Origin of the sequence: Brachybacterium sp. HMSC06H03, assembly GCF_001807385.1 — a bacterium.
Taxonomy (GTDB): domain Bacteria; phylum Actinomycetota; class Actinomycetes; order Actinomycetales; family Dermabacteraceae; genus Brachybacterium; species Brachybacterium conglomeratum.
The window spans coordinates 1-20,450 of sequence record NZ_KV788733.1 but is presented as its reverse complement, the minus strand read 5'-3'; the positions used below and the strand labels follow the sequence as shown (position 1 = coordinate 20,450).

The window sequence follows — 20,450 nt, the reverse complement described above, 5'->3', positions numbered from 1 at the left end:
GTCGGCCGTCCCGGACGCCGATGGGACGGCCGTGCTCGCGCCGCCCGCGCCGACGTAGGCTCGGCACCATGACTGCTCACAGCCCTGCCGACGCCCCTCTGACCGCTGTCGTCACCGGTGCCTCCTCCGGCATCGGCCGTGCCACCGCCGCCCGCCTGGTCGCCGACGGCTGGCGGGTCCTGGCCGTCGCACGGCGCGAGGAGCGCCTGGCCGAGCTCGCCGCCGAGACCGGCTGCGAGGTCCTCGCCGTGGACGTCACCTCCGACGAGTCCGTCGCCGCGCTCGTCGCCCGCGTCGAAGAGCTCTTCGACGGGAGCCTGAACGCCGTCGTCCATGTCGCCGGCGGCGCCCTCGGCGTCGAGACCGCCGCCGAGGCCGACCTCGAGAAGTGGCAGCGGATGTACGACATCAACGTGCTCGGCGCCGTCCGCGTCACCCGCGCGCTGCTGCCCGCCGTGCGGGTGAGCGGCCGCGGCGACCTCCTCTTCGTCACCTCCGTGGCCGGGCACGAGGCCTACCCCGGCGGCTCCGGCTACAACGCCGCCAAGGCCGGCGAGCACATGCTCGCCGCCGCCCTGCGGCTCGAGCTGAACGGCGAGAAGGTGCGCGTCATCGAGGTCGCCCCCGGCATGGTCCGCACCGAGGAGTTCTCCCTCGTCCGCCTCGGCGACCAGGACGCGGCCGACGCCGTCTACGACGGGGTCGAGCAGCCCCTGACCGCGGAGGACTGCGCCGACGTCGTCTCCTACGCCCTGAACGCCCCGCACCACGTGAACCTCGACCTGGTCACTGTGCGCCCCCTCGCCCAGGCCGCGGCGCACCGGGTGGCCCGCCACCAGGGACTCTGATGGCCCACGGCGGGATGCCCGGCGGCGGCGTGGGCGGCGGCGGGGGCCGAGGCGGCAGCGACCTGAAGCTCGCCCCCGGGCAGAAGCCCGATGTGCGCCGGGTGCTGGGCCTGTTCCGCCCCTACCGCGGCACCCTCGCCGCCGTGCTCTCGCTGATCGTCCTCGCCGCGGCCGCCGGGGTGGTCTCCCCGTTCCTGATCCGCGAGATCGTCGACGTGGCCCTGCCCGAGCAGCGCGCCGACGTGCTCGCCTGGTCCGTCGGCGGGCTCATCGCCGTCACCGTCGTCGCGAGCGCCCTCGGCGTCACCCAGTCGATGCTCTCGGCCCGCGTGGGCCAGTCGGTGATGCACGACCTGCGCGTGGCGGTCTACTCCCACCTGCAGCGGATGGGGCTGGGCTTCTTCACCCGCACCCGCACCGGCGAGATCCAGTCGCGGATCTTCTCCGACATCGGCTCGATGCAGTCCGTGGTCACCTCCGTGATGACCCAGATCGTCTCCTCCGGCGCCGGGGTCGCGATGGCGCTGGTCGCCATGATCGCGATGGACTGGCGGCTCACGCTGTTCTCGCTGATCGCCCTGCCCTTCGCGGTGTGGATGAACCGGCGCGTGGGCCGGCGCCGCCGCACCATCGTCCGCATCCGACAGGAGAAGGCCGCGGACCTCTCCGCCGGGATCCAGGAGTCGCTGTCCGTCTCCGGGATCCTGCTCGGGGCGACGATGGGACGCACCGAGACGCTCAGCAGCGCCTTCGCCGACGACTCCCGCGAGCTCGCCGACCTCGAGGTCCGCTCCCAGATGGCCGGGCGCTGGCAGATGGCCGTGTTCACCACGATCATGGCGCTGTTCCCGGCGCTGACCTACTTCCTGGGCGGGCACCTGCTGTTCGCCGATCCCGAGGGCGGCGGCATCACCATCGGCACCCTCGTCGCCTTCATCGCCCTGCAGTCCTCCCTGTTCCCGCAGATCAACGGCCTGCTGCGGGTCGCGACCCAGGTCAACAGCTCCCTCGCCCTGTTCACGCGGGTCTTCGAGTACCTCGACGCCCCGATCCTCATCGCCGACGCCGACGACGCGATCGCCCTGGACCCCGCGCGGGTGCGCGGCGAGATCCGCTTCGAGGACGTCACCTTCGCCTATCCCGGCGCCGAGGAGCCCGCGCTCGCGCACCTGGACCTCGTGGTCCCGGCCGGGAAGCACACGGCCCTCGTCGGCGCGACCGGATCGGGAAAGACCACCACCGGCTATCTCATGGCGAGGCTCTACGAGCCGACCGACGGCCGGATCACCCTGGACGGCCACGACCTGCGGGAGATCACGCTGTCCTCTCTCGCCGCGAGCATCGGCGTGGTCACCCAGGAGACCTACCTCCTGCACGCCACCATCGCCGAGAACCTGCGCTTCGCCCGCCCGGACGCCTCCGACGCGGAGCTCGTCGCCGCCTGCCGCATCGCCCAGATCCACGACCACATCGCCGCCCTCCCGGACGGCTACGCGACGGTCGTGGGGGAGCGGGGCTACCGCTTCTCCGGCGGGGAGAAGCAGCGCCTCGCGCTCGCCCGCACGATCCTCCGCGACCCGCCGGTGCTGCTGCTGGACGAGGCGACGTCGGCCCTCGACGTCGCCACGGAGCGGGCGATGTCCGGCGCGCTCGACGCGGTCGCGCGCGGACGCACCACCGTCTCGATCGCCCACCGCCTCTCCACCGTCCGCCACGCCGACCAGATCGTCGTGATGGAGCGGGGGAGGATCGTCGAGCGCGGCACCTACGAGGAGCTGCTCGCGCGCGGCGGCGTGTTCGCGGACCTCGCCCGGCAGGACGCCCGGGAGCATCAGCAGGACGCCCGACGCGACGACGAGCCGAGCGCGGGACCCGCCGGTCCCGACCCCGGCGCCCGCTGAGCGCGGACGCCCCGAGAGGAGACGCCATGACCGTCGCGGGCGCGCCTACGACCAAAGGCGGAGGCGGAAGTCCTCCCTGCGCGGGATGTGCCCGCGGTGCGGGGCGGGGGAGGATCGTCCCGTCAGGCGGCGCAGCGGGCGCCGCACCCGCACCAGGGCACGGCACGACCAGGGGAAGAGGGCCATCGCATGACCACGATGCTCCCGGAGGACGCGATGGCGCGGCACGGCGCTGCGACGGGTCGGAATACTGCGACGGGCCGGGGCTCGGCGACGGGCACGGGCGGCAAGCCCGTCTCGGGACGGCCCGCGCTGTTCGTGACGATGCTGGCGCTCGCCGCCCTCGGCGTGCTCGTGCTGCTCGTGGTCGGGCCCGTGCTGCCGATGCCGCTGGCGGTGCTCGGCGCCGCGGCGCTCATGGGCGTCGTCGGCCTCGCCTGGTGGGTGGCCGGCCCGCGCCTGTGAGGCAGCGGGCGGTCGCGTCGTCTCAGACGTCGATCTCGATCTCGCCCTCGCCGCGCGAGACGCAGGTGATCATCTGGCTGTCCTGCTCGTCGTCCATGAGGAACTCGTCCATGTGCTCGACCTGTCCGGAGACCAGCGGCACCACGCAGGTTCCGCACACCCCGCCCTCGCAGGAGTAGTCCATCGGGATGCCGGCGTCGAGCAGCGCCTGGAGGAGGGACTGGCCCTCCCCGACCTCGACCGTGATCCCCGACTTCAGGCACTTGGCGGTGAAGGGCTCTCCGAACAGCGACATCCTCGCTCCTTCTGCGTCGACCGCGCCGAGCGGCGCGCGGTTCCATGGAGGGACCAGTGTTCCACGACTGTCACCGTCGAAGGAGGTGACTCACGCCTCCTCGGAGGCGGCGGACGCGGCGGCGGCGTCGGTGCCGTCGGCGTCCTCCTCGTCCTGCGAGCGCGTCGTCTGGAGCGCGGCCGCGGCCGCGACCGGGGCGGAGACCACCACGCGCGGCGGCACGGCGGCCGCGGAGGCGGCGGTCGAGGGGCTCAGCGCGAGCGCGGACGGGCCGAAGGTCAGCACCAGCAGCGCCGCCGCCGAGAGGGTCGATGCGCCCAGGCGCGATCGTCGGTGAGGGATGTCGTCGTCCATGTCGTCTCCTTCGTCCACGGCGTCCCCGGTGGAGCCGCCGTGATCATGAGACTCCGCCCACCTGGCAGGCGGCTGAGGATCCCGACCGCATGCGCTGGGACCCGGGAGCGACGGAGCCCGCGAGCCGCGGCGCGGCTGTTCCTCGCGTCTCTTCCATCGGGGCGGTCGTGACCGCGCGGGCGAGCCCGCGTACACTGCACGGCATCGGCATCGACCCGGCCATCACCGGAGAGCCGCGGGAAGAACAGCACGAGCACGGTCCGCGAGGACAGGCGCCGCGCCCAGTAGAACCCGCCGGGACCAGCCCGTCACAGCTGAGGAACGAGGGGAGGCCCCCGCGTCGGCAGCGCCGGCGCGCGCGGCGTCAACCGAGGTGGTACCGCGCCGCCGGCCCGCGCCGGGAGCGTCCTCGGGCAGCAGTCCGCCCGCCGCCCCTGTTCCGCCTCGGAGGTTGTCCCATGGTCTACCCGGTCTCCGGAGACCCGCTCGTCCCCTCGCCGCACCTGCCCGCGCTCGAGAACGCGATCCAGGAGTTCTGGCGCACCGACGACACCTTCCGCGCCTCCATCGCCCAGCGCGAGGGCGCCGACGAGTTCGTCTTCTACGACGGCCCGCCCTTCGCCAACGGCCTGCCCCATTACGGGCACCTGCTCACCGGCTTCGTCAAGGACGTCGTGCCGCGCTTCCGCACCATGGACGGGCTGAAGGTCGACCGCCGCTTCGGCTGGGACACCCACGGCCTGCCCGCCGAGCTGGAGGCGATGCGGGAACTCGGGATGACCGAGAAGTCCGAGATCGAGGACATGGGCCTGCAGGCCTTCAACAACGCTGCCCGCGCCTCCGTGCTGAAGTACACGAAGGAGTGGGAGGAGTACGTCACCCGCCAGGCCCGCTGGGTCGACTTCGAGAACGACTACAAGACCCTCGACGTCACCTTCATGGAGTCGGTGCTGTGGGCGTTCAAGACCCTGCACGACAAGGGCCGCGCCTACGAGGGCTACTACGTCCTCCCGTACTGCTGGAAGGACCAGACGCCGCTGTCCGCCCACGAGCTGCGGATGGACGACGACGTCTACCAGGAGCGCCAGGACCAGACCGTCACCGTCACCTTCCCCTTCACCGGCGAGAAGGCCGAGCAGCTGGGACTGGCGGGCGTGAAGGCGCTCGCCTGGACGACCACGCCCTGGACCCTGCCCACCAACTTCTCCCTCGCCGTCGGCCCCGAGCTCGAGTACGCGGTGCTGCCGGCCGGCCCGCTCGGCACCGCCGACGGCGCCGCCGCGGGCGAGGGCCGCTACCTGCTGGCCGCCGCGCTCGTCGGCGCGCACGCCAAGGAGCTCGGCTACGAGAGCGCCGAGGACGCCGTCGCCGCGATCGAGGAGCGCCGCTTCGCGGGCAACGAGCTCGAGCGCATGACCTACCAGCCGCTGTGGACGGTCTACTCCGAGGACCGCGCCAAGTGGGGCACCGAGAACGCCTGGATCGTCACCGTCGCCGACTACGTCTCCACCGACGACGGCACCGGCGTGGTCCATCAGGCCACCGCCTACGGCGAGGTCGACCAGCAGGTCAACGCCGCCTACGGCATCCCCGTCATCGTCTCCGTCGACGAGGGCGCGCAGTTCCACGACTACTTCCGCGGCACCGAGCTCGACGAGATCGCCGGTCTGCAGGTGTTCGAGGCGAACCGCCCGATCATCCGCAACCTCCAGCGCGAGGGCCGCCTGCTGCGCGAGACCAGCTACGTGCACTCCTACCCGCACTGCTGGCGCTGCCGGAACCCGCTGATCTACAAGGCCGTCTCCTCCTGGTACGTGAAGGTCGCCGACCAGCGCGAGCGGATGCTCGAGCTCAACGAGCAGATCGACTGGGTGCCCGGCAACGTCAAGCACGGCCAGTTCGGCAAGTGGCTCGAGGGCGCCCGCGACTGGGCCGTCTCCCGCAACCGCTACTGGGGCACCCCGATCCCGGTGTGGAAGAGCGACGACCCCGACCACCCGCGCGTCGAGGTCTACGGCTCCCTCGCCGAGATCGAGGAGGCCTTCGGCACCCTCCCGCGCGACGAGCACGGCGAGGTCAACCTCCACCGCCCCTACATCGACGAGCTCACCCGCCCGAACCCCGACGACCCCTCGGGGAAGTCGACCATGCGCCGCGTCACCGACGTGTTCGACGTCTGGTTCGACTCCGGCTCCATGCCCTTCGCGCAGGTGCACTACCCCTTCGAGAACGGCGACTGGTTCGAGGCGCACAACCCCGCGGACTTCATCGTGGAGTACATCGGGCAGACCCGCGGCTGGTTCTACGTCATGCACGTGCTCTCGACCGCCCTGTTCGACCGTCCCGCCTTCACCTCCGTCATCTGCCACGGCATCGTCCTCGGCGAGGACGGGCAGAAGATGTCCAAGTCGCTGCGCAACTACCCCGACGTGCGCGAGATGTTCGACAAGTACGGCGCCGACGCGATGCGCTGGTTCCTCATGTCCTCGCCGATCCTGCGCGGCGGCAACCTGGTCGTGGACGAGCCGAAGATCCGCGACGCCACGCGCCAGGTCGTGCTGCCGCTGTGGAACGTCTGGTACTTCCTGGCGCTGTACGCCAACGCGGCGGGGGAGAAGGACGCCTCCGGCCGGCCGACGGGGCACCGCGGCGCCGCCCGGCACGAGTCCACCGACGTGATGGACCGCTACCTCCTCTCCCGCACCGGCGAGCTGGTGCGGGGGGTGCGGGCCTCCTTCCGCGAGCTCGCGATCGCCGACGCCGCCGAGCAGATCCAGGACCACCTGGACATGCTCACCAACTGGTACGTGCGCCGCTCCCGCGACCGCTTCTGGGAGGGCGATGCGCAGGCCATCGACGTGCTGGCCACGTGCCTGGAGACCCTGCTGCAGGTCGCCGCGCCGCTGCTGCCGATGGTCACCGAGGAGATCTGGAAGGAGCTCACCGGCGGCCGCTCCGTGCACCTGACCGACTGGCCCGACGACTCCCTCTTCCCGCGTGACGAGCGGCTCGTCGCGCAGATGGACGACGTGCGCGCGATCGCCAGCGCCGGCAACGCGCTGCGCAAGAAGGAGGGCCTGCGCGCCCGCCTGCCGCTCGCCGAGCTGACCGTCGTCCACCACGACCCCGCCTCGCTCGAGCCGTTCACGGCGATCATCGCCGACGAGCTGAACGTGAAGCACGTGCGCCTGCTGGACGTCACCAGCGAGGAGGCGCAGGGCATGGGCGTGGAGCAGAAGCTCACCGTCAACGCCCGCGCCGCCGGGCCGCGGCTGGGCAAGCAGATGCAGGGTGCGATCAAGGGCTCCAAGACCGGGGACTGGTCCGTGGCCGAGGACGGCACCGTCACCTCCGGCGGGATCGCGCTCGAGGAGGGCGAGTACTCCCTCGACCTCGTCGCCGGTGAGAGCGCCGCCCTCGAGGGCCGGACCGTCGGCGTGCTGCGCGGCGGCGACTTCCTCGCCCTCGACATCCGGGTCACCTCCGAGCTCGAGGCGGAGGGCACCGCCCGTGACGTGGTCCGCGCGATCCAGTCCGCGCGCCGCGAGGCGGGGCTGGACATCTCCGACCGGATCCGTCTGACCGTGGACGGCGACGAGCCCGTCGTCGCCGCGGTCGCCGCCCACCGCGAGCTGGTCGCCGGCGAGGTCCTCGCGCTCGAGCTCGAGGTCCCCGCGCGGCCCGCCGAGGGCGCGCACGAGGCGCGCGAGAAGGTCACCGGCGGCACCGTCACCGTCTCGGTGCAGCGGGCCTGAGGCGGGTCGGGGCGGCGCGAGGAGCGCCGCCCCGTCGGCCCTCCCACGCCGTCCCGGCAGCTCGCCCGAGCTGTCCCGTCGGCCCTCCCGCGCGTCCTGATCACAGCGGCGGACGTCAGTTCGCCCGCTTCGTGACGATTTACGGCCCGGTTCGGGTCACGACTGCGTATCGGCTGGTCAGGGCAGGTTTCTGGGCAACTGTCGGACGTATCATTGTGAGGGATCCAGCTGGGGATCCCCCATCCCCAGGAGAGCGCATGTCCACGCCCGCCCCCGCCCGCTCCTCCGCGACGACCGCTCCGACGCGGGCTCGTCGGCGTCTCGCGCTCCTCGTGCTCGCCGTGCTGATCGCATCCGCCGGCGCCCTCGGCGCCGCCCCCGGCTCCGAGGCCCGCACCCCGCCCGCCGGCCTCGGCGGCTTCGTCCCCGGCACCCTCATCAGCGATGCGCAGATGTTCGCGGGCACCTCCATGACCGCCGCCCAGGTCGACGCCTTCCTCGACCAGAAGGGCGCGAGCTGCACCCGCGGAACCGACGGCGCGGACTGCCTCAAGGACCTCCGGATGGACACCCCACAGCGGCCGAAGGACGCCTACTGCGCCGCGATCCCCGCGAAGAAGGCGGCGAGCGCCGGGACGATCATCGCGGACGTCGCCCGCGCCTGCAGCATCAGCCCCAAGGTGCTGCTGACCATGCTCCAGAAGGAGCAGGGCCTCGTCACCACGCGCAATGCGACCCCGAAGATGCTGCGGGAGGCGCTCGGCTTCGGCTGCCCCGACTTCCAGACCTGCGACCCGAAGTACGCCGGCTTCGCCCAGCAGATCTACAACGCCGGGGTGCGTCTGCAGCAGTACGGCGATGCGAAGCGCGGCTACCGCTACCAGGCTGGCCGCAGCTACGACATCCAGTACAGCCCCTTCGCGTTCTGCGGCTACGGGAAGGTGACCATCTCGAACCGGGCCACCGCCGCGCTGTACAACTACACGCCCTTCACCCCCACCCAGGCGGCCCTCGATGCGGGCTCCGCGGCCGTGGCCGACGACGTCTGCGCCACCTACGGCAACCGCAACTTCTACCGCCTGTACTCGCAGTGGTTCGGCTCCCCGACGGGCGCGAGCACCTCGCGGTACCCGGTCGCCGCGCCGCTCGGGAAGAAGCCCGCGGACCCCTTCGCGGACGTCCCCTACGCCAGCACGATCTTCTTCACCGAGATCGCCTGGATGAAGCACATGGGCTACTCCACGGGGTGGGGGAGCGGCGCGAGCGCCGTCTACCGCCCCTACGACCCGATCAAGCGCGATGCCGTGATCGCCTTCCTGTACCGGGCGGCGGGCTCCCCTGCGTTCACCCCGCCGAAGGTTTCGCCGTTCAAGGACGTGAACTCGAAGGACACGGTCTTCTACAAGGAGATCACCTGGGCTCACTCGGTGGGGCTCGCGCAGGGCTGGCCCGACGGCACCTTCCGCCCCTACGAGCCGATCAAGCGCGACGCCATGGCCGCGTTCCTGTATCGCGCAGCAGGTGCGCCCGCATACACCGCGCCGACCCGGTCCCCGTTCAAGGACGTGAACCGGGGTTCGGAGGTCTTCTACGACGAGATCACCTGGATGGCCGCGAACGGCTACTCCACCGGATGGTCCGACGGCACCTTCCGCCCCTACGAGCCGATCAAGCGCGACGCCGTCGCCGCCTTCGTCTACCGATGGAAGGTCGCCTGAACGGAGGGCCGCTCGTCGCCCCATGCGCCTCAGCGCCCCTGTCTACGGCCGCCTCCCCGCCGTCGGCCTCACTGCCCGCGGGGTCCTGACACCGGCCTCGCCGAATGGCACGCTGTGGGGATCAGGGACAGGGGAAGGGGAGGTCATGGCCGGCATCACGAGGCGACGGACCATGCTCCTGGCGGCGGGGACAGTTGCTGTCGGCCCGCTCACCGGCTGCGGCGGCAGCGGGCGGGTCCGTCGAGTCACCACGGCGGTGCTCGAGGTCGAGGGCGTGGCCGGGTGCGAGATCGAGAGCGGCATGAACGGCACCTTCCGTCGACTCCTGCACGGCCGGATCGACCTCGCGGCCGAGGAGCGCAGGGACGCGTTCACGATCTACGACGACGCGATGCGCGCGGTCGTCACGACCCTGCACGAGGGGGACGAGACCGAGGGGAACATCTCCGTCGGCGGGATCATGGGCTTCCTCGCCGGTGTCGAGGAGTTCACGGCCAGGGACCTCGAGCCGGACATGGCCGTCGAGGACTACCGACTGGAACAGGTGGGCGCGAGCGCGCTCTACGCGAGATACGGGCTGACCTGAGCCGGGGCCTGCGGCGCCCGCCCGGGTCCTCCGCCCGCGGGACCCGGCCCTGCCCCGCGCTCACCGCAGGTCCTTCCGCCCCACCACGACCACGACGTCCTCCACGACCGTGACCCCGTCGCCGACATAGGTCCCCTCCAGGTCCTCCCGCAGTGCGGCGAGCACAGGGTCGGTCCCCGACCCTGCTTGCAGGCTGCCGTGATAGCCGCCGGTCGGGTCCACGCCCTGCTCCGTGCGGAGCACCGACTCATGGGCGTTCTCGAGCGGGGAGGCTCCGCCGAGAGCGGGAGTCGGCGCCTCGAGCACCACCTCGCGGACGGCGGGGGAGGAGACGCGGCTGCCGTCCATCCGGTGCCCGGCCAGGTCCAGCAGCGGCACGGGATCGGCGATCCGCAGCGGCGTCGGCCAGGTCACGGGATGCCGCAGCAGCAGGGACGGTTCGAGCATGGAGCTGTGCGAGACGTTGACCGTGCTGGTCGAGGCCTGTGCCGGCACCACCGTCCCCACCGGCGACCCGACCGAGAAGCTGTGGGTGATGTCGTAGCTGCCCGGTGCTCCGTCGGCCCGGTTGAAGCCGGGGTCCGCCGCGAGATGTGCGGCTGTCAGCCCGCCCTGCGAATGGCCCACGAACAGCACGTGGGCCCCGTCGGGGACCCCTGCTGCGGCCATCGCCGTGCGGATGTCTGCCATCGCCGCCGACTCCTGCCCGGCCATGGTCCGCAGGTTCGAGTCCCAGCCGGCGGAGTTCCCCTGCGCGCCCCAGGAGTCGGGATCCCAGATCGGCGCGCCCCCGGTCGGCGGGGCGTGCACGATGTACGTCTCCCCGCCGTCCTGGCCGCGCACAGTCTGGATCCGCACCCGCCCCGCCGCGGCACCGTCCCTGTCGCCGTCGCCTGGGACACCAGCGAGCGGTCGGCGGGCTTCGTCGTTCGCCGCGACGAGGTCGGCGAGGCTGCGCGGAGCCGTGCTCGAGGGGACCTCCACGACGGCGTGCACGGTGACGTCGGTGCGCGGGTCGAGGAGACCGGTGTCGGTCACGGTCTCCACCGGTGCGAGCGCGATCGCGCCGCTGAGGAGGAGGGTGCTCGCGCCGAGCCGGGCGAGGGTGGGGGCGTCCCCGCCCGCCGCCCAGTCCTCGAACATCCCGCCGAGGTGCCCGAGCTCGTCCCGGACCTGGTCGATCCCGTCCGGGTCGCCGCCGAGCCCGACCACGACGCCCGTGAGCTCCGCGGCGCCGAGCGCGACCCCGGCGCCGAGGGCATCGGAGACGAGGGCGGGGGATGCGGGAGCACGGCGGAGGGGGAGGGACGCCGCGGCGGAGGGACCCGCGAGGAGACGTCCTCCTGCTCCGACGGGGGCGAGGGCACGGCCCGGGGAGGCCACGCCGTGCCCGTCGGCCGCCGACGCGCGCTCCTGCACCGCGGCCTCGACGCGGATCCGGCGGGCGAGCATCCCCAGGCGCTCGCCGGCCTGGCGCAGACGGCCCTGGGACAGCAGGGACCAGCGGAGCCGGAAGGCGTCGGCGTCCGGGCCGTGCCAGGTCGCGGCGCCGACGGCGTCGTCGACCCTCTTGCGCAGCCCCGCGAGCCGGTCGGCGGCCCCCGCCAGACGGTCGGCCTGCAGGAGGCAGCGGTCCGTGTCCATGCCGAGCATTGCGTCGGCCCCGTCCCCCATGCCGTCCCTCCCGTCCCCTCGCCCTGCCGAGCCCGTGGCCCGGCGCCCCTCGCCCCGACGGCGCCGGCGCTCGCGGTCAGGCTAGGGAGGGCGCGGCGCAGCACGAGCGGGGTAGGGGCGGGCTGTGGACGACCGCGACGTGGGGAGGAGCGGTCGTCCGTGCCCCGATCGCCCGCGCCCCGGGGTCGCCCGGTCCCCGGGTCCCAGGTGCCCCTCGTACACTGATCCGGCCCGTCCCGCCCCGCACCCAGGAGCCGCAGTGCCCAGTTCTCCCCGCCCGGGTTCCTCCCGTCCGGCGATGTCCCCCGAGCTGCGGGAGGTCTATGCCGCGCTCCTCGAGCGCGCCCCGGAGAACCGCATCGAGCCGGACCTCAGCCGGATCCGCCGGGTGATGGAGCTGATGGGCGACCCCCAGAACTCCTACCGCTCGATCCGCATCGCCGGCACCAACGGCAAGACCACCACCGCCCGGATCCTCGAGCGGATCCTGCGCGAGGCCGGGCTGCGCACGGGCCGCACCACGAGCCCCCACCTCCATTCGCCCACCGAGCGGATCGCGATCGACGGCGCGCCCATCGACGAAGAGGGCTTCCTCCAGGCCTATCGCGACGTCGAGCCCTTCGCGCAGATCGTCGACGCCGAGTCGCAGGCCGCCGGCGGCCCGCCGCTGACCTACTTCGAGTACCTCACCGCGATGGCCTTCCAGGCCTTCGCCTCCGCCCCCGTGGACGTCGCCGTGGTCGAGATCGGCCTCGGCGGCACCTGGGACGCGACCGGCGCGGTCGACCCCGACGTCGCCGTGATCACCCCGATCTCCCTGGACCACCAGGAGTACCTCGGCGACACGATCGCCGAGATCGCGGGGGAGAAGGCCGGGATCCTCACCTCCGAGGCGATCGCGGTCCTCGCCGAGCAGCCCTACCAGGACGCCGCCGACGTGCTGCGCGAGCGCGTGGCGGAGCTCGGCGCGGAGGCCTCCGTCGAGGGGCACCAGATCGGCGTGCTCGCCCGCACCCCGGGCGTCGGCGGGCAGATGCTCTCGCTGCAGGGGATCGCCGGCCGCTACGAGGAGGTGTTCCTCTCCCTCCTCGGCGAGCACCAGGCCCGCAACGCCCTGCTCGCCGTCGCCGCCGCGGAGGCGCTGCTGGGCGGCGGCAGCTCCCCGCTGGACGGCGAGCTGCTGCAGGCGGCGCTGTCGAGCGTCACCTCCCCGGGGCGCGCCGAGGTGGTGCGCCAGGCGCCGACGGTGCTGCTGGACGCCGCACACAACCCCGCCGGCGCCCTGACCCTGGTCGCGACCGTGCGCGAGAACTTCCGCTTCACCCGCACCATCGGCGTGGTCGGCATCCTCCAGGAGAAGGAGGCCGACGACATCCTCGAGGTGCTCGAGCCGCTGCTGGACGCCGTGGTCATCACCCGCTCCAGCTCCCCCCGCGCGATCCCCGCGGACCGTCTGGCCGACATCGCCCGCGAGATCTTCGAGGACGAGGACCGGGTGCTCGAGCAGGAGAGCCTGCCCGACGCGATCCAGATCGCGGTCGACCTCGCCGAGGCCGACGGCGACCAGTTCGGCGGCGTGGTCGTCGCCGGGTCCGTCACCCTCGCCGCCGAGGTCCGCGACCTGCTCGGCATCCCCGAGGAGGTGTGAGAGAGATGGACCTCGACCTCACCCCCTCCCCCCGCTCCCACGGCGCACAGCGGATGATCACCGCGACGGTGCTCGTGTGCGAGGCGCTCGTCGTCTTCTTCGCGGTGCTCGTCGCCCATCAGCTGGCCCCCGACGACCGGGCCCTGACCTGGACCTGGGGACTCGTCACCGCGATCGCCCTGCTGCTGAACGGGGGGCTGCTCAGCCGCGGCGCCTGGGCCTACTGGCTGGCCCTCGCCCTCCAGATCCCGGCGATCCTGCTAGGCCTCCAGGTCTCTGCGATGTGGGTGATCGGCCTCGGCTTCGCCGCCATGCTCGCCTACGGCATCGTCAAGGGCCGCCAGCTGGACCGCGAGAAGGACGCCGTGGACGCGAGGCTGCTGGCCTCCGACGGGACGGACGAGCGCTGACATGACCACGGCTGACCTGTGGGTACCCTGATCCCATGACCGCACAGCGCACTCTCGTCCTGCTCAAGCCCGACGCCGTCCAGCGCAGCCTGCGCGGCGAGATCCTCCGCCGCATCGAGGCGAAGGGCTACGACATCGTCGCCCTCGCCCAGCGCACCGCCACCGCCGAGGAGCTCGCCGCCCACTACGCCGAGCACGAGGGCAAGCCCTTCTACCCCGGCCTCGTGGAGTACATGGGCGCCGCCCCGCTCGTCGCGCTCGTCGTCGAGGGCGTGAACGTCATCAAGGGCTTCCGCTCCCTGGCCGGCGCCACCAACCCCACCGAGGCCGCGCCCGGCACCATCCGCGGCGACCTCGCCTGCGAGCAGGACCTCCCCGTCATCCAGAACCTCGTCCACGGCTCCGATTCCGAGGAGTCCGCCGAGCGCGAGATCGGGATCTGGTTCCCGGGCCTCGGCTGAGCCCTGCGATCGGCGGGCCGTGCGGGCCCGTCGGTCCCCGCGGTCCCCGGTGACGCGCCGTCCAGGACGCTCCCGGGGACCGCGCCGTCGTCGGTGCACAATATGGGCATGCCGCTGCCCTTCGTCGTCGTGCTCTTCCTGATCCTCGCCGTGGTCCTGGCCGTCATGATCCTGGCAGCCGTCGCGATGCCCCATCTGCGCCTCCCGCGCGAGGACGAGGACGGCACGGCCGCGGAGCACCCGCGCCACACCTCCCGCACCGGCCGCGGCTGACCCGCCCCCTTCCACCGGGCCCGGCGCTGCAGGTCGCGCCCGGATCCGGGACTCACGCAGGGACGGCCCGGCGACGGCCCTAGACTGGCAGCTGTCCTCGCCGCATCGCCGGCTTCCCCGACCTCGGAGGTGACCCGTGGATCCCGATGCCCTACTCGCCCTGATCGCCGGAGGCGGCGGTGGTGTCGTCGTGCTCGGCGTCGGTGCCTGGGCCTACATCCGCAGCCGCGGCCGCTCGTCCTCCTCGAAGGACCGCGACGAGCAGCGGGGCAATGAGGACTCCTCGAGGAGCGAGCCCGGCTCCACCACCGGCACCGCGACCGCGGTCAAGGAACGCCCCGCCGCCCCGACCTGGGCGGATACCCTCTCCGCCCCGACCCCGAAGACCGCCGAGCGGCCCGCCGCGGGCGAGCAGGCGCCGGACGGCGCCGCTCCTGCCGAGAAGACCGCCCCCGCCGAGGACGTCCCCTTCGACCAGGAGGCGCCCGAGGCCCCCGCCGCGTCCGCACCCGCCGACGCCCCCGCCGGGACGGCACCGGCCGACACAGCCGGTCCCGGCACTGCGGAGCCCGGCACAGCGGAATCCGACACCGCCGGGACCGACACCGCCGCTCCGACGGAGACCGCCCCGACGGAGACCGCGCAGGCCGGGACCGCGCAGCCCGAGGCTCCTGCCGAGGACGGCACGGCGACCGCCCCCGCCGGTCCCGTCATCGAGACCCCCGAGGCACCCGAGAGCCGCATGCTGCGCCTGCGCGAGCGGCTCTCCCGCTCCGGCGCCCTCGGCCGCGGCATCCTCACCCTCCTCACCCGCTCCACGGTCGACGAGGAGACCTGGGACGAGATCGAGGAGACGCTGCTGATGGCCGACCTCGGCCCGGCCGCGACCGACGAGATGCTCGAGAACCTCAAGCGCCGCATCCAGGTGCTCGGCACCGACGACGTGGCCGCCGTGCGCGAGGTGCTGCGCGAGGAGCTCGTCGCGCTCGTCGACCCGGACCTGGACCGCCGCCTCGCCGCGACCCGCCGCACCGCCGAGGACGGCACCGAGGTCCCCTCCGTGCTGCTGATGGTCGGCGTCAACGGCACTGGCAAGACCACCACCGTCGGCAAGCTCGCCCGCGTGCTCGTGGCCGCGGACCGCACCGTCGTGCTCGGCGCGGCCGACACCTTCCGCGCCGCCGCCGCCGACCAGCTCGAGACCTGGGGCTCCCGGGTCGGCGTGGACACCGTCCGCGCCGACCGCGACGGCGCCGACCCCGCCGCCGTCGCCTTCGACGCCGTGAAGAAGGGCATCGAGCAGGAGGTCGACGTGGTCATCATCGACACCGCCGGCCGCCTGCAGAACAAGAAGGGCCTGATGGACGAGCTCGGCAAGGTGCGCCGGGTCGCCGAGAAGGGCCTGCACGGCGACGAGGTCGCCGAGGTGCTGCTCGTCATCGACGCCACCACCGGCCAGAACGGCATGCAGCAGGCGAGGGTGTTCTCCGAGGCCGTGAACATCACCGGCATCGTGCTCACCAAGCTCGACGGCACCGCCAAGGGCGGCATCGTCGTCAACGTCCAGCGCGAGCTCGGCGTGCCCGTGAAGATGGTCGGACTCGGCGAGGGCATGGACGACCTCACGCCCTTCGACCCGCACGGCTTCGTCGACGCGCTGCTGGAGGCCTGAGCGACCCGGCCCCGCACCTCCCGGACGGCCCGGGCGATCCGCAGCGATCGCCCGGGCCGTCCCGCGTCTCAGGCGAAGTGACTCTTGGCGATGATCCCGTGCACCCCGACGGTGCGGTCCACGACCTGGGAGATCGTGAAGTCCGCGGCGGCGGAGAGATAGGCGTAGGCGATCGCGCGGTCCATGCCGAGCTCCTGCTCCAGGAACTCCAGCGCGTTGACGACGGCCGTGCGCAGTGCGACGTCGAGGTCGCTGCCCTGGCCGTCGACCGACCCGTCGGGATCGGACAGCCCGATCGGGATCCACGCGTCGGCGGTCTCCGCGAAGGGATAGCGGTGCGCGATCCGCGGCGCGTCCCCCTCGCCCTCCTTGCACACCGTCAGACGGAAGGTGCCGCGCAGCGAGCCCTCCATGGCGGTCAGCGCCACCTCCCCGTCGCCCATCGCATGGTGCGGGTCGCCGACGTAGAACAGGGCGCCGGGGGCATGGACCGGCAGGTAGAACGTGGAGCCGGGGCCGAGCAGCCGGATGTCGATGTTGCCGCCCCCGAGGGTCGGCGGGATCGAGTTGGCGGAAGGGTCCGTGGGGGAGGAGGCCTCGGCGCGGGCGACGCCCATCATCCCCATGAAGGGTCTCAGCGGGAACCTGGCCGCCCCGCCGTCGTAGGCCATCACGCCGTGTCCGTCCTCGATCGGGGTGAACACCGAGACGTTGCCCCAGGCCATCGGGTCGGCCGTGCCCCGGCCGTCCGTCGACGCCGCCGGCATCACCTGCTCGAGGGACGCGCCCTCCGGCGCGGCGCCGTCGGCGGTGAGCGCGAGCGCTCCCTTGCCGTGCCGGCTGGAGACCACGCCGTAGGGGACGCGGGGGACCGCCTCGAGGGTCTCGATCTTCAGGACGTCGCCGACCTCTGCGCCCTCGACGGCGATGGGTCCGGTGACCACGTGAGGGCCGTCGGCGGCGAAGTCGCGGGCGGTGCGGTCGTAGTCGGCGGCGATCGCGATCGCGTCCTCGAGCACCGAGCCGGCCTCCACGCCGTGCGCGCCGAAGAACTCCCGCGGGTCCCGCCCCTGGTCCTCGAGGATCCCCTCGTGGGAGACCGCATCGATCGTCACGGTCTCGCCGGAGCCGACGGTCAGCACCGGATCGGAGTGGACGGTGGGCACATAGCCCCACATCACCTGGTCCGTCTCCGAACCGAGGTAGTGGTCGCCTGGGATCTCTCCTCGTCCCGGCTGCAGGATCTGCCCGGCCCCGGCGGGCGGCGTCGGATCCCCGGTCGCGGGCTCCCCGGACGACGGGGCGCAGGCCGACATCAGCGCGCCGCTCGCCCCGAGGGCCGCGGCGACCTGCAGCATCTGCCGTCGGCCCACCCCGCGTCGGAGTGTGGAGGCGGCATGCCGCGCGAAGCGGTCCGAGGAGAGGTCGTCGGTCGGCAGCGGGGTCGTCGATGGGGTCACGGGCGGGATCGTCTCCTCGAGGTCGTCCGCCGAGGGGCGGAGCGGAGTGCTCCCGCGACGCTGCGGAGGGCTCGGCGGGTGCCGTCGGGCCGACGCTAGGCGGCGGGCCCGGCGCGTGTCCTGCCCCGTTCCATGTCCCGGAACATCCGGTCACGGAACGGTCACGGCGACCCTCCCGCCTAGGCGATCCCCGGCTGAGCCCGCACTCTGAGTGCACGGCCCGCCCGGCCGTACGGCAGGTCGGCACCTCGATCCCGGCCGCCGGCCCTCCTCTGACTGGAGCCGCCATGGACTTCACCCTCGACACGGGGGCGACCGCCTGGATCCTCACCAGCGCGGCGCTCGTGCTGCTGATGACCCCCGGCCTGTCCCTCTTCTACGGAGGCATGGTGCGTGCCCGCACCGTGCTGAACATGATGCTGATGTCCTTCAGCGCCATCGCCGTGGTCGCGATCGCCTGGACCGTCGCCGGATACTCGATCGCCTTCGGCACCGACGTCGGCGGCCTGTTCGGGAGTCCGCTGGAGTTCCTGGGCCTGGCCGGCACCGACGACCAGTCCATCCTCGCCGAGAGCGGCGTGCCCTTCCTCGTCGCCGCAGGCTTCCAGATGACCTTCGCGATCATCTCCACCGCCCTGATCTCCGGCGCGATCGCCGACCGCGTCAAGCTCGGCACCTGGCTGGTCTTCGCCGCGCTGTGGGTGCTGATCGTGTACGCACCCCTGGCCCACATGGTCTGGGGCGGCGGCCTGCTCAGCGGCGACGGCCCCTTCGCCGCGATCGCCGAGCCGGTCGACTTCGCCGGCGGCACCGTGGTGCACATCAACGCCGGCGTCGCCGGTCTCGTGCTCGCCCTGGTCGTCGGAGCGCGCAAGGGCTTCGGCAAGGAGCCGATGAAGCCCCACAACCTGCCGCTGGTCATGCTCGGCGCGGCCCTGCTGTGGTTCGGCTGGTTCGGCTTCAACGGCGGCTCCGCCGGCACGGCCGACGGGACCGCGGGCCTGGCCTGGGTCAACACCACGGTGGCCACGGCCGGTGCCATGCTCGGATGGGCCCTCGTGGAGCGGATCCGCGACAAGCACGTCACCTCGCTCGGCATGGCTTCGGGCGTCGTCGCCGGCCTGGTCGCGATCACCCCGGCCGCCGCCGCGCTCACGCCGCTCACCTCGATCGTGCTCGGTCTCGCGGCAGGTCTCGCCTGCGCCCTCGCCGTCGGCCTGAAGTACCGCTTCGGCATCGACGACTCGCTCGACGTGGTCGGCGTGCACCTGGTCGGCGGCCTCGTCGGCACCATCGGGATCGGCTTCCTCGCCGTGGACGGCGGTCTCCTCCTCGGCGGCGGCGCGAGCCTGCTGCTGGTCCAGACCCTCGTCGCGATCGTGGCCATGCTGATCTCCGCGGTGCTGACCCTCGCCATCGCCCTGGTCCTGAAGTACACGATGGGATGGAGGATCCCCGAGGCCGACGAGCGCGCCGGGATCGACATCACCCATCACGCCGAGGCCGGATACGATCTGGTCGGCGCCCTCGCCTCGCGCCGGGAGCGCTCCTGGACCGCCGGCTCCGTCGGCGGCGCGGCCTTCCCGCACGCGGACCCTGGACCCGAGCCCCGCAACCAGGCTCCCGATGACGCCGACAGGACCCCGGTCCCTGCCGGGCCCGGTCCCGGCGTCGCCGAGGAGACCACCCGTCCCGCCGTCGCAGGAGAGCCCCGATGAAGCTCATCACCGCCATCATCCAGCCGCACGCCCTGCAGGACGTCACCGACTCCCTGCGCGAGTACGGGGTGACGGGCCTGACCGTCACCGAGGTCGCCGGCTACGGCCGCCAGGGCGGCCACACCGAGGTCTACCGCGGCGCGGAGTACACCATCGACACCATCCCCAAGATCAAGGTCGAGGTGCTGGCCCTGGAGAGCGACGAGTCCGCGATCATCGACCTGATCCTCGCCGCCTCCCGCAGCGGGAGGATCGGCGACGGGAAGATCTGGACCACCGACGTCGGCACCGCGGTGCGCGTGCGCACCGGGGAACGGGGGGCGGATGCCCTCTGAGGAGCTCTCCTCCCGCCGGATCACCCAGGTGCTCCACGAGGGCTTCGCGGACCCCTCCGCCGGCCCCTCCCGCAGGCTCGCCCAGTCCGACCTCGTCGACGACTGGCTGCGCACCCTGTGGGAGCGGGCCGGCGAGGCCGTGCCCCGGGACGGCGGCGCGGCGCTCGCCGCGATCGGCTCGCTGGGCCGGCGCTCCCTCGGTCCCGCGAGCGACCTCGACCTGGTGCTGCTCGTGGACCCCGCCCGGGTGGGCGCCGAGCAGGCCGCCGCGCTCGCGGGAGCGCTGTGGTACCCGATCTGGGACTCCGGCACCTCCCTGGACCACTCGGTGCGCAGCCCCGAGGAGTGCGAGCATGTCGCCGCCGCCGACCTGCGCACGGCGATCGCGCTGCTGGACCTGCGGCACATCGCCGGGGACGCGCAGCTCGTCGAGGACACCGCCGCCCGGGTCCGCGCCCGATGGCGGCGCGAGGCGCGCCGACGGGTCGGAGAGGTGGTCGACCTCGCCGCCGACCGCGACCGGCGCTACGGCTCCCTCGCCCACGCCACCGAGCCGAACCTCAAGTCCGACCGCGGCGGGCTGCGCGACATCACCGTGATCCGGGCGCTCGCCGAGAGCTGGCTGGCCGACCACGACCACGAGGTCGTCGACGCCGCCTCGCGCACCCTCCGGGACGCGCGCGACGCGCTGCAGGCCGTCACCGGCGCCTCGGGCACCCGCCTGGGCCGCGCCGACCAGGACGCGGTCGCGGCGCTGACCGGGCACGCCACCGCCGACGACCACCACGCCGTCCTCGCCGACGCCGCCCGGGCCGTGACCTGGGAGCTGCACCGAGCGGTGCGCGCCGCGGAGGCCGCGATCGCCCCCGGCGGCAGC

The 20,450-nt window shown here is 73.1% G+C and carries 17 protein-coding genes and 1 pseudogene; 14 read left to right on the top strand and 4 right to left on the bottom strand.

Going from position 1 to position 20,450, the window contains the following annotated elements:
* The first annotated feature begins 68 nt into the window (after window positions 1-68).
* From HMPREF3159_RS06265 to HMPREF3159_RS06255, 3 genes are all read left to right on the top strand, one after another.
* Window positions 69-848 (top strand): SDR family oxidoreductase, encoded by a 780-nt coding sequence (locus HMPREF3159_RS06265; protein ID WP_070500163.1) that lies wholly within the window; start codon window positions 69-71, stop codon window positions 846-848.
* Window positions 848-2,749, top strand: a complete 1,902-nt coding sequence (locus HMPREF3159_RS06260; protein ID WP_070500162.1) for an ABC transporter ATP-binding protein — start codon at window positions 848-850, stop codon at window positions 2,747-2,749. Before HMPREF3159_RS06265 ends, HMPREF3159_RS06260 begins: the two co-directional genes overlap by 1 nt.
* A 189-nt stretch (window positions 2,750-2,938) precedes the next feature.
* The gene (locus HMPREF3159_RS06255) at window positions 2,939-3,214 is read left to right on the top strand and encodes a hypothetical protein (protein WP_083305831.1); all 276 of its coding nucleotides are present in this window, start codon (window positions 2,939-2,941) and stop codon (window positions 3,212-3,214) included.
* Window positions 3,215-3,236: 22 nt separating this feature from the next.
* Here HMPREF3159_RS06255 and HMPREF3159_RS06250 read toward each other — a convergent pair whose 3' ends face one another.
* Window positions 3,237-3,509, bottom strand: coding sequence for a 2Fe-2S iron-sulfur cluster-binding protein (locus HMPREF3159_RS06250; RefSeq protein WP_070500161.1), 273 nt, complete (start codon window positions 3,507-3,509; stop codon window positions 3,237-3,239).
* A 90-nt stretch (window positions 3,510-3,599) separates the two neighbouring features.
* Window positions 3,600-3,863, bottom strand: a complete 264-nt coding sequence (locus HMPREF3159_RS06245) for a hypothetical protein (RefSeq protein WP_070500160.1) — start codon at window positions 3,861-3,863, stop codon at window positions 3,600-3,602.
* 458 nt (window positions 3,864-4,321) lie between these two features.
* Between HMPREF3159_RS06245 and ileS the strand changes: the two genes are divergently transcribed.
* The 3 genes from ileS (at window position 4,322) to HMPREF3159_RS06230 (ending at window position 9,922) form a co-directional block, all read left to right on the top strand.
* The gene (ileS, locus tag HMPREF3159_RS06240; protein WP_070500159.1) at window positions 4,322-7,618 is read left to right on the top strand and encodes an isoleucine--tRNA ligase; all 3,297 of its coding nucleotides are present in this window, start codon (window positions 4,322-4,324) and stop codon (window positions 7,616-7,618) included.
* A 257-nt stretch (window positions 7,619-7,875) separates the two neighbouring features.
* Window positions 7,876-9,336 carry an S-layer homology domain-containing protein gene (locus HMPREF3159_RS06235; RefSeq protein ID WP_070500158.1) on the top strand — a complete coding sequence of 487 codons (1,461 nt, stop codon included), beginning with the start codon at window positions 7,876-7,878 and terminating at the stop codon, window positions 9,334-9,336.
* Window positions 9,337-9,481: 145 nt separating this feature from the next.
* Window positions 9,482-9,922, top strand: a complete 441-nt coding sequence (locus HMPREF3159_RS06230) for a hypothetical protein (RefSeq protein ID WP_141748104.1) — start codon at window positions 9,482-9,484, stop codon at window positions 9,920-9,922.
* A 60-nt stretch (window positions 9,923-9,982) separates the two neighbouring features.
* Here the strand turns inward: HMPREF3159_RS06230 and HMPREF3159_RS06225 are convergent, their stop codons facing one another.
* On the bottom strand, window positions 9,983-11,596 hold the full coding sequence (locus HMPREF3159_RS06225; RefSeq protein WP_083305830.1) for a serine/threonine-protein kinase: 1,614 nt from the start codon (window positions 11,594-11,596) through the stop codon (window positions 9,983-9,985).
* 298 nt (window positions 11,597-11,894) lie between these two features.
* On the opposite strand from HMPREF3159_RS06225, the gene HMPREF3159_RS06220 reads away from it, so the two are divergent.
* The 5 genes from HMPREF3159_RS06220 (at window position 11,895) to ftsY (ending at window position 16,060) form a co-directional block, all read left to right on the top strand.
* Entirely contained in the window at window positions 11,895-13,244 is a 1,350-nt protein-coding gene (locus tag HMPREF3159_RS06220) for a bifunctional folylpolyglutamate synthase/dihydrofolate synthase (RefSeq protein ID WP_070500156.1), read from the top strand.
* Window positions 13,245-13,249: 5 nt separating this feature from the next.
* The gene (locus HMPREF3159_RS06215) at window positions 13,250-13,654 is read left to right on the top strand and encodes a DUF4233 domain-containing protein (RefSeq protein WP_053917467.1); all 405 of its coding nucleotides are present in this window, start codon (window positions 13,250-13,252) and stop codon (window positions 13,652-13,654) included.
* A 35-nt stretch (window positions 13,655-13,689) separates the two neighbouring features.
* A complete protein-coding gene (gene ndk, locus HMPREF3159_RS06210; protein ID WP_053917468.1) occupies window positions 13,690-14,115 on the top strand; it encodes a nucleoside-diphosphate kinase in 426 nt (141 codons plus the stop codon).
* A gap of 108 nt (window positions 14,116-14,223) precedes the next feature.
* Window positions 14,224-14,388 (top strand): hypothetical protein, encoded by a 165-nt coding sequence (locus tag HMPREF3159_RS17435; RefSeq protein ID WP_168165387.1) that lies wholly within the window; start codon window positions 14,224-14,226, stop codon window positions 14,386-14,388.
* Between the two features lie 136 nt (window positions 14,389-14,524).
* Window positions 14,525-16,060 carry a signal recognition particle-docking protein FtsY gene (gene ftsY, locus HMPREF3159_RS06205; RefSeq protein ID WP_070500155.1) on the top strand — a complete coding sequence of 512 codons (1,536 nt, stop codon included), beginning with the start codon at window positions 14,525-14,527 and terminating at the stop codon, window positions 16,058-16,060.
* A 68-nt stretch (window positions 16,061-16,128) separates the two neighbouring features.
* On the opposite strand, the gene HMPREF3159_RS06200 is transcribed toward ftsY, so the two are convergent.
* Window positions 16,129-17,520, bottom strand: a complete 1,392-nt coding sequence (locus tag HMPREF3159_RS06200) for an acetamidase/formamidase family protein (RefSeq protein ID WP_083305829.1) — start codon at window positions 17,518-17,520, stop codon at window positions 16,129-16,131.
* Between the two features lie 287 nt (window positions 17,521-17,807).
* On the opposite strand from HMPREF3159_RS06200, the gene HMPREF3159_RS06195 reads away from it, so the two are divergent.
* From HMPREF3159_RS06195 to HMPREF3159_RS06185, 3 genes and pseudogenes are all read left to right on the top strand, one after another.
* The gene (locus tag HMPREF3159_RS06195; protein WP_070500154.1) at window positions 17,808-19,238 is read left to right on the top strand and encodes an ammonium transporter; all 1,431 of its coding nucleotides are present in this window, start codon (window positions 17,808-17,810) and stop codon (window positions 19,236-19,238) included.
* On the top strand, window positions 19,235-19,573 hold the full coding sequence (locus HMPREF3159_RS06190; RefSeq protein ID WP_010551331.1) for a P-II family nitrogen regulator: 339 nt from the start codon (window positions 19,235-19,237) through the stop codon (window positions 19,571-19,573). The genes HMPREF3159_RS06195 and HMPREF3159_RS06190 overlap by 4 nt, the downstream gene beginning before the upstream one ends.
* Window positions 19,563-20,450, top strand: a pseudogene (locus tag HMPREF3159_RS06185) (protein-PII uridylyltransferase); the annotation flags it as partial. The gene HMPREF3159_RS06190 and the pseudogene HMPREF3159_RS06185, both read left to right, overlap by 11 nt.